Source organism: Rhodopseudomonas sp. BR0C11, assembly GCF_010820945.1.
Lineage (GTDB): Bacteria > Pseudomonadota > Alphaproteobacteria > Rhizobiales > Xanthobacteraceae > Rhodopseudomonas > Rhodopseudomonas palustris_H.
The window spans coordinates 1-10565 of record NZ_QTKI01000153.1; the positions used below are offsets into that span (position 1 = coordinate 1).

Below are 10565 nucleotides of genomic sequence, written 5' to 3' on the forward strand. Positions count from 1 at the left end.
CGCCCATGTCGAGGAGCTCATCTCCCGTATCCAATTCACGCCGCGCTCGACGGCCGGGCCCCGGCGCGCCCGCTCGCTGATGATCCAGGGCACCAGTTCGGACGTCGGCAAGAGCATGGTGGTCGCCGGGCTGTGCCGTGCCTTCGCCCGGCGCGGGCTGGTGGTGCGTCCATTCAAGGCGCAGAACATGAGCAACAACGCCGCGGTCGCCTCGGACTCCGATCTGCCGCTCGGTCCGAATGGCGAACAAGTTCGAGGCGAGATCGGCCGAGCCCAGGCGTTGCAGGCCCGCGCTTGCGGCGTGGCGCCATCGATCCACATGAACCCGGTGCTGCTGAAACCGCAGTCCGAAATTGGCGCCCAGGTGGTGCTGCGCGGACGCGTGCTCGGTAACTGCCCGGCGCGAATCTATCACCACATGCGGCAGCGGCTGATTCCGGCGGTGGTCGACAGCTTCGAACGACTCGCCGCCGAGGCCGATCTGGTGCTGGTCGAAGGCGCCGGCAGCGGCGCCGAGGTTTACTTGCGCGCCTCCGACATCACCAATATGCGGTTCGCCGAGGCGGCCGATCTGCCGGTCGTGTTTCTGTCGGACATCGATCGCGGCGGCACCATGGCGGCACTGGTCGGCAGCTACGTGTTGCTGGGCGAGAGCGATCGCGCCCGCGTCGCCGGTTATCTGATCAACAAGTTCCGCGGCGACTTCTCGCTGTTCGAGCCCGGCTGCCGGACCATCACGGCGGAGACCGGCTGGCCATTCCTCGGCGTGCTGCGCTGGTTTCCCGGCGCCGACCGACTGCCGGCAGAAGACTCGCTGGCGCTGGAGCGCGCCGCAGCGGCGAGCCGGGGCAAGCTCAAGATCGCGGTGCCACGGCTGCAGCGCGTCGCCAATTTCGATGACCTTGATCCGTTGGTGGCGGAGCCCGACATCGATCTGCAGTGGATTCAGCCGGGATCGCCGATTCCGGCCGATGTCGACGTCGTGGTGCTGCCGGGTTCGAAGGCGACCCGCACCGAGCTCGATCTGATTCGGCGCGAGGGTTGGGATATCGACATTCACGCCCACGTCCGCCGCGGCGGCCGCGTTGTCGGGCTGTGTGCTGGCTTCCAGATGCTCGGCCAGGTGGTGCGCGATCCGCAAGGCATTGAAGGGCCCGCGGGCGAGACCGCCGGGCTTGGTTTGCTCGACATCGAGACCGAGATTTCTGGCGAAAAGCGCCTGATCGAGATCGATGCGATCGATCGGGTCAGCGGGTGCCGCGTCGTTGGCTACGAGATGCATATGGGGCGGACCACCGGCCCGGGTCTGGCGCGGCCCTGGCTGAAGCTTGAGGAGGGAGGCACCGAGCGCGCCGAAGGCGCCGTCTCGGCGGACGGCCGCGTCAGCGGCGGCTATCTGCACGGCATCTTCGGCGGCGATGCGTTCCGCTCTGCCTGGCTGGCACAGATCGGTGCTGCGTCGTCCGGGCTCGATTTCGAGCGGCGGGTGGAGGAGACGCTGGACGCGCTCGCCGATCATTGCGAAAGCAATCTCGATCTCGATGCCTTGCTGGCGCTGGCGCGGTGAAGCGGCGTTCGCGGGCGGAATAGGACGACGATGCGGAAGATCTTGTTGATCGGAATCGGGCCGGGCGGTCCGAACTACCTGACCCTTCAGGCTGTCGAGGCGCTGAACCGCGCGACCGTGTTCTTCATTCCCGACAAGGGAGAAGAAAAGGCCGAGCTGCGCCTGGCGCGCGAGCAGATCTGCGAGCGCTTCATCAAGACGCCGGGCTACCGCTTCGTCACCATCGACATCCCCAAGCGTGAAGCGCAGCCGCGGGATTATCGCGCTACGGTGGACGATTGGCACGCCCAGATCGCCGACCGGTTTCAGCACGCGATGACCGAGCAACTGCCGGAGGATGGTTGCGGCGCGTTTCTGGTGTGGGGCGATCCGTCGCTTTACGACAGCACGATCCGCATTCTCGACCGGTTGAGCGCGCGCGGCATGGCGATCGATTACGAGATCATTCCCGGCATCACCGCAGTGCAGGCGCTGACGGCGCGTCATGGTATCGCGCTGAATGGCATCGGCGAACCGGTCACGGTGACAACAGGGCGCAAGCTCGCCGACGCGGGGCGATGGTCGGGCGAGACAACGGTGGTGATGCTCGATGGTGAGGAGACTTTCGCCAAGATCGACGCCGAGGGGGCCGAAATCTTCTGGGGCGCGAACCTCGGCATGGACGATGAAGTCCTGGTAGCCGGCAAGCTCCCGGAGATTGCGCCCGAGATTCAGCGCGTCCGCCGGCAGGTACGCGCCGCCAAGGGCTGGGTGATGGACATCTATCTGCTCCGTAAAGCAGGGGAATCGTAGATTGGTACCGTCGCGCTTCGGCGGGCGCTGCTCATTTATCGCGCTTGCTCGATGCCAGCGTATCGGCCAAAACCGCGCCATCGGTGGCGCGCATCACGCGCCGATCTGAGCGGGGCCGACATGAACAGCATCGCGACCAGCCCGAACCGAAGCGGACTGCGCTTCCTGGTGTTTCAGCACCTCGATGTCGAGCATCCTGGGATCTTCCGCGAGTTCTGGCGCGAAGCGGGGATCGTGTGGGATGCAGTCGAACTCGATGCAGGCGAACCGATCCCAGCGCTAGAGCCGTACGACGCGCTGATTGTGATGGGCGGCCCGCAAGACGTTTGGCAGGAAGACGAGCATCCCTGGCTGGTGCCGGAGAAGGCTGCGATCCGACGCTTCGTCCAGGAGCTTGGCCGGCCGTATCTTGGGATCTGCCTCGGGCATCAGTTGCTCGCGGCTGCGCTCGGCGGCGAAGTCCGTCTCGGGAAGACTCCTGAGGTTGGTCCGGGCGAAGTCGAGCTGACGGCGGCCGGCGCAACCGATCCGTTGTTCGCCGGTCTTTGCAGCCCGCTGAAGACCTTCCAATGGCATGGGGCCGAAGTCGCGACGTTGCCGGCCGGCGGCGAAGTGCTGGCGCGCAATGATGCTTGCGCGGTGCAGGCGTTCCGGTTTGGCCCTGCGGCGTACGGGCTGCAGTATCACGTCGAGATCACCGACCGCACCGTGCCCGAATGGCAGCGAATTCCCGCCTATGCGGCTTCGCTCGAGAAGGCGCTCGGGCGCGAGCGTGCCGCGAAGCTCGCCGACGAGACCACCGGGCTGTTGCCCGGTTTTGCGGAGACGGCGCGCCGGCTCAACGACAACTTCCTGCAGATCGTGACGCGCGCAGCGGCGCGCTAAGCCATCACGACGTCTGCGGCGGATGCGCCGGCTGCCGTTTGATGTGCCCATGCGGCGCGGCGATCAGATGCGTCACTTTTGGTTCGGCATCAAACAAGCGGATCTGCTCCTGAAGCACCCGATCGGCATTGGTGACGCGCTCGTGCTGGCGGAGATGCTCCAGCCATGAAGCGACCTTGAAGGTTTCGACAAAGCGGCCGGGATCGGCCGCATCCTCGAACACGCCCCATTGATAGGCGCCGTCGCGCCGCCGCTGCCGGCTGAGATGCCGCACCGCGCTGAGAAACGCCTCGCGATGGCTCGGCGCAATTCGGTACTCGACCGTGATCAGCACCGGGCCCTGATCCGACTCGGCATCGATGTTGACGATCGGCATCGGCCAGTGCATCGACGGTGACAGATCGACGTCCGCGCCGGCCTTCAGTTTCCAACGCCACGTCGCCACAATGCCGAGCACTGCGCCCGCCGCAGCCGCGAAATGTGCGATCGGCAGGCCGAACGATGAGGCGATTTGGCCCCACAGCGCACTGCCTGCGGTCATCGCGCCGAAGAACACGGTGACGAACATCGCTAGGCCGCGTCCGCGGACCCAATCCGGCAGCACGACCTGGACCGAGACGTTGAGGCTGGCCAGCACGGCGATCCACGAGACGCCGGCGAGCAGGCACGCGGCGACAGCGAGTTCGACCTGCCGGGCAAGGCCGAGCATCACCAGACACAGCGCGGTGCCGAGAGTACCGGCGGCCACCAGCCGGTCGGGGCCAAGCGCAGACTTCAGCTTCGGCAGGATGAGCGCGCCGCCGATCGCGCCGACGCCGACCGCGCCGAGCAGGATGCCGTACAGTTCCGGCCCGCCAGCGATCCGCGATCGGGCCACCAGCGGGAGCAGCGCCCAATAGGCGCTGGCGAAGAAGAAGAACGCCACCGCGCGCACCAGCGTCGCGCGCAGCTCGGTGTTGTGCCGGGCGTGACGGATGCCGGTGATTAGTGCTTCGATCAGTCGTTCCGGCGGCAGTGTGCCGTTGCGCGGATGAGCGGGGCGCCACCATATCAGCGCGGCGATCACCGCAAGGTTGCTGACCGCATTGATCCAGAACGGCGCGGCGATGCCGAGGCTGCCGATTGCGAGGCCTCCCAGCGCCGGGCCGATCGCGCGGCTGATGTTGATGCCGACGCCGTTGCTGGCGACCGCAGAAGCGAGGTCCTGCTTCGGCACCAGGTCCGGCACGATCGATTGAAACGCCGGTGCGGCAAAGGCGGCGCCGGCGCCGAGCAGGAACGTGAACAGCAACAGCTGCGGCGGCGTCATCAGGCCAAACCACACCAGCGCCGCGCTGGCAGCGGCGAACACGGTCAGGACGATCTGCACCACGATCAAGAATTTGCGCTTGTCGACGATATCGGCGAGCGCACCCGCCGGAATGGCAAACAGGAAGATCGGCAGGTTGGACGCGACTTGCACGAGCGCGACCTGCAGCGGGTCGGCCTCCAGGCTGGTCATCAGCCAGCCGGAGGCGGCATTGAACATCCAGGTGCCGACGTTGGACACCACCGTTGCCGTCCACACCACCGTGAAGGCGATGTGGTGAAAGGCTGCCCAGGATGAAGGGCGTGGCGGAGCCGCTGTCTGCTGGCCGCCTTCAACACTGCTCATCGGTCCTCGCTGGGTTGAAGGCGCTCGTGATCTGTCCGGCGCTGGTTGCCAAAGCGGAAATCTATCGCGGCGGCGCCAAGCGAGATTGCAGGACCTTGCTGCGGTTTGAATGTTTGAGCGCCGCGTCAGGCGCGAGAGGATCGGCGGTCATCAGACTCGAAACCGCGTGAGCTGTCCTGACCACATGAGTGTACCTGCGGTGAGATGTCGTCATCGGCGTGAGCAGGGCGCCGCGTGTTCGTGCAAGCGGTGACGGGTTCGTCCAAGCGATCTGGGAGCCGGGCAGGGCATGATTGCGCCCAGTTGCCTCAGCTCAGCCCCGAACTTGGAGAATTCCGATGTCGAAACTGGATATGCTCACGCCCGAGAACAGCGCGATCGCGCTGATCGATTATCAGCCGGCGATGTATCAGGGCGTGCAGTCGCACGATCGTCTTGTGGTGTTCAACAACATCCAGATCCTCGCCAAGGCGGCGAAGCTGTTCAAGATTCCGACGGTGCTGACGACGGTGGCCAAGGATTCGTTCTCCGGCCCGTTCATGCCGGAAGTCACCGAATTGTTTCCGAACCTCGACATCATCGACCGCACCTCGATGAACTCGTGGCTCGATCCGAACTTCCGTAAAGCCGTCGCCGCCACCGGCCGCAAGAAATTCGTAATCGCCGGGCTGTGGACCGAAGCCTGCGTCATGTTCCCGACGCTCGACATGTTGAAAGAGGGCTACGAGATCTACATCCCGGCCGATGCCTGCGGTGATCTGTCGATGGAAGCACACAACCGCTCGATGGAGCGCGCGATTCAGGCCGGCGCGGTGCCGATCACTTCCTGCCAGTACGCGTTCGAACTGCAACAGGACTGGGCGCGCTCGGAGACCTATGAGGGCATGATGGACATCCTGCGGGCGCACTCGCCCTACGGCATCCAGATCCGTTTCTCCAAGTGGGCGCTCGGCGAACACGCCTCCGAGGGCGGCACCAAGGCCGCCTGACGCGATCAGCGCGGGGAGAGCACCATGAAAGTGTATCTGCTGTCGCTCGGTGCCGGCCTGTTGGTCGGCATCATCTACAGCCTGCTCAACGTGCGCTCCCCCGCGCCGCCGCTGGTGGCGCTGATCGGGCTGCTTGGCATTCTGGCCGGCGAGCAGATCGTTCCGGTGGCCCGCCAGATCATCTCCGGCCACAGCCTTGCGGCCGCGTGGCGCGACGCCAGGTGCACGCCGCACATCTTCGGCATGCTGCCGGGCCGCCGCGCCGCTGAGACGTCCTCAACTTCCGAACCGCACCAGATGGAGAAGCACTCATGAGCACCGCGCCCGATATTATCCTGCATCGCGGCCTGTTCACGACGCTGGATCGGAGCAACCCGACCGCCAGTGCGGTGGCGATCTCGGACGGGAGGTTCACGGCGGTCGGGCACGACCGCGATGTCTTGCCGCTCGCTGGTCCGTCGACCCGCGTGATCGATCTGAAGGGCCGGCGGGTGCTGCCTGGTCTGATCGACAACCATCTGCATATCATCCGCGGCGGCCTGAATTTCAACATGGAGCTACGCTGGGACGGCGTCCGTTCGCTCGCCGACGCGATGAACATGTTGAAGCGCCAGGTGGCGATCACGCCGCCGCCGCAATGGGTGCGCGTCGTCGGCGGCTTCACCGAGCACCAGTTCGCCGAAAAGCGGCTGCCGACGATCGACGAACTCAACGCAGTGGCGCCGGACACGCCGGTGTTTCTGCTGCATCTGTATGACCGCGCCATCCTCAACGGCGCGGCGCTGCGCGCGGTCGGCTACACTAAGGATACGCCGGAGCCGCCCGGCGGCGAGATCACCCGCGATGCCAACGGCAATCCCACGGGTCTGCTGCTCGCCAAGCCGAATGCCAACATCCTCTACGCGACGCTGGCGAAGGGGCCGAAGCTGCCGTTCGATTATCAGGTCAATTCCACCCGCCACTTCATGCGCGAACTGAACCGGCTCGGCATCACCGGCGCGATCGACGCTGGCGGCGGCTTCCAGAACTATCCCGACGATTACGCCGTGATCCAGAAGCTCGACGAAGAGGGGCTGCTGACCATTCGGCTCGCCTATAATCTGTTCACGCAGAAGCCGAAGGGTGAGAAGGACGACTTCCTCAACTGGACCAAGACCTCCAAATACAAGCAGGGCAACGATTACTTCCGGCACAACGGCGCCGGCGAGATGCTGGTGTTCTCGGCCGCTGACTTCGAGGATTTCCGGGTGCCTCGCCCCGACATGCCGCCGGAGATGGAAGGCGAGCTCGAAGAGGTGGTGCGCATCCTGGTGCAGAACAAATGGCCGTGGCGTCTGCACGCGACCTATGACGAGACGATCTCCCGCGCGCTCGACGTGTTCGAGAAGGTGAACCAGGATACGCCGCTCGACGGTCTGCACTGGTTCTTCGATCATGCCGAAACGATCTCGGATCGCTCGATCGACCGGATCGCGGCGCTTGGCGGCGGCATCGCGGTGCAGCACCGGATGGCGTATCAGGGCGAATATTTCGTCGAGCGCTACGGCTTCGGCGCCGCGGAGGCGACACCGCCGGTGAAGCGTATCCTCGAGAGCGGCGTCAAGGTCTCGGCCGGCACCGATGCGACCCGGGTCGCGTCCTACAATCCGTGGGTGTCGCTATCGTGGCTAGTTACAGGCCGCACTGTGGGCGGCCTGCGGATCACTCCGCAGCGGAACTGCCTCGACCGGGAGACCGCGCTGCGGATGTGGACCGAGAACGTCACCTGGTTCTCGAACGAGGAAGGCAACAAGGGGCGCATCGCCGTCGGCCAGCTCGCCGACGTGGTGGTGCCCGACCGCGACTATTTCTCCTGCAGTGAAGCCGAGATCGCGGATACGACCGCACTGCTGACGATGGTCGGCGGCAAGGTGGTGTATGGCGCCGCCGAGTTCGCCGGTCTCGACGACAGCGCGCCGCCGCCGGCCATGCCGGACTGGTCGCCGGTGCGCCGGTTCGGCGGCTACGCCGCCTGGGCGGACGATGAACGTGCTGCCGGCAAGGTCGCGGTACAGGCGATGAAGTCGTGCGGCTGCGCCAACAGCTGCACGCTGCATGGCCACGATCACGCCACCGCGTGGTCGAGCAAGCTGCCGGTCTCCGATCTCAAGAGTTTCTGGGGCGCGCTGGGCTGCGCTTGCTGGGCGGTGTGAGGTGAGGCCGGCTGACGAGCCGAGGTGGGCGGCGACGATCCTGTCGTCGCCGCTGCTCTGGCACGCCGCGCGCTTCGCGCTGGTGTCCGCCTATCTGCTCGGCGGCGTGGTGAAGCTGTTCGATTTCGCCGGGGCTGTGGCCGAACAGGAGAGGTTCGGACTTGATCCCGGATGGCTGTGGGCGACGCTCGCCATCGTCGTCGAGCTCGGCGGCTCGCTCCTGGTGCTGTCGGACCGGCTGGTCTGGCTTGGCGCCGGCGCGCTCGGCGTCCTGACCTTCGTGGCGATGCTCACTGCGAATGCGTTCTGGTCCGCTCCCTCAGCAGGCCGGTGGATGCAGGCCAACGCCTTCTTCGAACATCTTGGACTGATCGCCGGCCTGGTGCTGGTGGCGATGCTGTCCGACCAGCGGCGATCGACATCCTGATATTGGCGAGGAGACTTCCGTGAAACAGCTTTCGAAGCCCGTCCTGTTGCTGGCGATCGCCGCCGTCCTGAGTTCGCCGGTGACAGCGAAGGAGGCGCGGCATGCCAGCCCCTCGGTTGCGGTCGCGCCGCAATACGACACCACACATGTCTATGTGGCACCCGAGGACGTCGATAAATTCGTGGCGAGCTTTCTCGCCACCTTCGGGGGCAAGAGCACCAAGCAGGTGGTCGCGACCGTGACGCCGACGCCGAGCAGCACGACCTCGCAGTTGCTGCAGACCCCGGTGGGGACGGTGTCGTTGTTCGGTTTCAAGACACCGATCCCGTACCCGTTCGGCGCTGAGCGCAACGGCTATCTGGTCAGCGATATCGATGTGGCGATCAGGCAGGCGCGCACCGCGGGCGCGTCCGTGATCGTGTCGACCTTCCCGGATCCGATCGGACGCGACGCGGTGGTGCAGTGGCCCGGCGGGGTCAACATGCAGCTGTACTGGCACACGACCAAGCCGGACTATGCCGCTTTCACCTCGGTCCCGGAGAACCGGGTGTATGTCGCGGCCGATCGCGCCGAAGCGTTCGTGCGTAGCTTCGTGAAGTTCTCGCATGGCCGGATCATGTCGGAGAGCAGCGCGGCGTCCGGCGCCGAGGTGGGCAAGCCCGACGCCAAGATCAAGCGAATCCGGATCGAGTCCGCATTTGGCAAGATGACCGTGTTCGTCACCGACGGGCATTTGCCGTATCCTTACGGACACGAGACCACCGGCTATGAAGTCGCCGATCTGGAGGCGACGATGGCCAAGGCGAAGGAAGCTGGGGTGACGGTGCTGGTGCCGCCTTATTCGTTCGAAGACCGCAAGGCCGCGATGCTGCAATTCCCCGGTGGCTACGTGGCGGAGATCCACGCCGCGGCGCAGCGGCACGCGGCAGCGGCCGAGTGACGGCGGCCGGCGGAGAGCGCGGAGAACGTCGACGCGCGGTGCGCGTCCGTTCGGCGCTGCTGGCCTCCGTCGCGCTCATCTCCTTCGGCGGTCTCGCCCGCGCGGCTGATGATGCCCCGGCGCGGCCGGCGATCCAGTCCAATCGGTGGGCGGAGGATTGGTCGGTGCTGGCCGATCCGAAGCTGCGGACCGAGCCGTTCGATTCCCTCAAATACGTGCCGCTGTGGGTATCCGATCCGAAAAGCTATGTGTCGTTTGGCGCCAATCTGCGCGAGCGGTTCGAGTTCAACGACGCCCCGGCGTTCGGCACAGCCGGCAATGCCCGCGACAGCTATGTCATCCAGCGTCTGCAGGTCCATGCCGATGTGCATTTCGATGCCAATTGGCGGGCGTTCGTCCAGCTCGAGGACGATCGGGCGTTCGATAAACTGAACGTCACCTCGGTCGATCAGGATCGGGTCGATCTGCGGCTGGCGTTTCTCGAATACACCAAGCAGTTCTCCGGCGGGCTGCTCAAAGCCCGGGTCGGCCGGCAGGACTTCGCCTTCGACCTGCAGCGTTTCGTGTCGTCGCGCGACGGCCCCAACGTGCGGCAATCGTTCGACGCGGTGTGGGCCGATTGGGAGACCGGCGCCTGGCGGTTCATCGGCTTCGTCAGTCGGCCGGTGCAGTATTTCGACGAGAGCCCGTTCGACGACCGGTCGTCCGATCAGTTCCGCTTCAGCACGCTCCGCATCGAACGTAAGGTGCTCGGCGACAACGAGCTATCAGGCTATTACTCGCTGTATGAACGTGCCGGCGCGCGTTATCTCGATGCCTTCGGTGATGAGCGCCGGCATATCTTCGACGTCCGCTTTGCCGGCAAGCAGGGGTCGCTCGATTGGGACCTCGAGGCGATGGGGCAGACCGGGCAGGTGGGGACCTCCGCTGCGCGGACCTGGGCGGTAGGTGCCCGCGCCGGCTACACGCTGCCCGCCGCCTGGCAGCCGCGGCTCGGGCTGCAGTTCGATGTGGCGTCTGGTGACGATCACCCGAAAGACGGCGTGCTCGGCACCTTCAATCCGCTGTTCCCGAACGGCTATTACTTCACGCTGGCTGGCTTCACCGGATATTCGAACC

Annotated in this window: 10 protein-coding genes; 9 read left to right on the forward strand and 1 reads right to left on the reverse strand. The window is 65.7% G+C overall.

Going from position 1 to position 10565, the window contains the following annotated elements:
- The 3 genes from DYI24_RS13515 to DYI24_RS13525 form a co-directional block, all read left to right on the forward strand.
- A partial coding sequence (locus tag DYI24_RS13515) for a cobyric acid synthase (RefSeq protein ID WP_246701248.1) occupies positions 1-1567 on the forward strand: 1567 nt, incomplete at its 5' end.
- Positions 1568-1597: 30 nt separating this feature from the next.
- Positions 1598-2359 (forward strand): precorrin-6A synthase (deacetylating), encoded by a 762-nt coding sequence (cobF, locus tag DYI24_RS13520; RefSeq protein WP_164572661.1) that lies wholly within the window; start codon positions 1598-1600, stop codon positions 2357-2359.
- A gap of 120 nt (positions 2360-2479) precedes the next feature.
- Positions 2480-3244: a type 1 glutamine amidotransferase gene (locus tag DYI24_RS13525; RefSeq protein WP_164572662.1), complete on the forward strand. Its 765-nt coding sequence runs from the start codon at positions 2480-2482 to the stop codon at positions 3242-3244.
- A gap of 4 nt (positions 3245-3248) precedes the next feature.
- Here the strand turns inward: DYI24_RS13525 and DYI24_RS13530 are convergent, their stop codons facing one another.
- Positions 3249-4898 (reverse strand): MFS transporter, encoded by a 1650-nt coding sequence (locus tag DYI24_RS13530; RefSeq protein WP_164572663.1) that lies wholly within the window; start codon positions 4896-4898, stop codon positions 3249-3251.
- A 338-nt stretch (positions 4899-5236) separates the two neighbouring features.
- Between DYI24_RS13530 and DYI24_RS13535 the strand changes: the two genes are divergently transcribed.
- The 6 genes from DYI24_RS13535 to DYI24_RS13560 all read left to right on the forward strand — a co-directional run.
- The gene (locus DYI24_RS13535) at positions 5237-5887 is read left to right on the forward strand and encodes a hydrolase (RefSeq protein ID WP_012495662.1); all 651 of its coding nucleotides are present in this window, start codon (positions 5237-5239) and stop codon (positions 5885-5887) included.
- A gap of 24 nt (positions 5888-5911) precedes the next feature.
- The gene (locus DYI24_RS13540) at positions 5912-6202 is read left to right on the forward strand and encodes a XapX domain-containing protein (protein ID WP_164572664.1); all 291 of its coding nucleotides are present in this window, start codon (positions 5912-5914) and stop codon (positions 6200-6202) included.
- Positions 6199-8079 carry an amidohydrolase gene (locus DYI24_RS13545; RefSeq protein WP_164572665.1) on the forward strand — a complete coding sequence of 627 codons (1881 nt, stop codon included), beginning with the start codon at positions 6199-6201 and terminating at the stop codon, positions 8077-8079. The genes DYI24_RS13540 and DYI24_RS13545 overlap by 4 nt, the downstream gene beginning before the upstream one ends.
- Position 8080: 1 nt before the next feature.
- Positions 8081-8506 carry a DoxX family protein gene (locus DYI24_RS13550; RefSeq protein ID WP_164572666.1) on the forward strand — a complete coding sequence of 142 codons (426 nt, stop codon included), beginning with the start codon at positions 8081-8083 and terminating at the stop codon, positions 8504-8506.
- Positions 8507-8525: 19 nt separating this feature from the next.
- Complete coding sequence (locus DYI24_RS13555) at positions 8526-9446, forward strand: VOC family protein (protein WP_164572667.1); 921 nt, start codon at positions 8526-8528, stop codon at positions 9444-9446.
- On the forward strand, positions 9443-10565 hold a 1123-nt coding region (locus DYI24_RS13560; RefSeq protein ID WP_164572668.1), incomplete at its 3' end, for an alginate export family protein. The genes DYI24_RS13555 and DYI24_RS13560, both read left to right, overlap by 4 nt.

Bases quoted from the DNA above. Each gene is read 5' to 3' on its own strand.
- DYI24_RS13535 (WP_012495662.1), top strand. From the start codon at position 5,237: ATGTCGAAACTGGATATGCTCACGCCCGAGAACAGCGCGATCGCGCTG.
- DYI24_RS13525 (WP_164572662.1), top strand. From the start codon at position 2,480: ATGAACAGCATCGCGACCAGCCCGAACCGAAGCGGACTGCGCTTCCTG.
- cobF (WP_164572661.1), top strand. From the start codon at position 1,598: ATGCGGAAGATCTTGTTGATCGGAATCGGGCCGGGCGGTCCGAACTAC.
- DYI24_RS13530 (WP_164572663.1), bottom strand. From the start codon at position 4,898: ATGAGCAGTGTTGAAGGCGGCCAGCAGACAGCGGCTCCGCCACGCCCT.
- DYI24_RS13545 (WP_164572665.1), top strand. From the start codon at position 6,199: ATGAGCACCGCGCCCGATATTATCCTGCATCGCGGCCTGTTCACGACG.
- DYI24_RS13540 (WP_164572664.1), top strand. From the start codon at position 5,912: ATGAAAGTGTATCTGCTGTCGCTCGGTGCCGGCCTGTTGGTCGGCATC.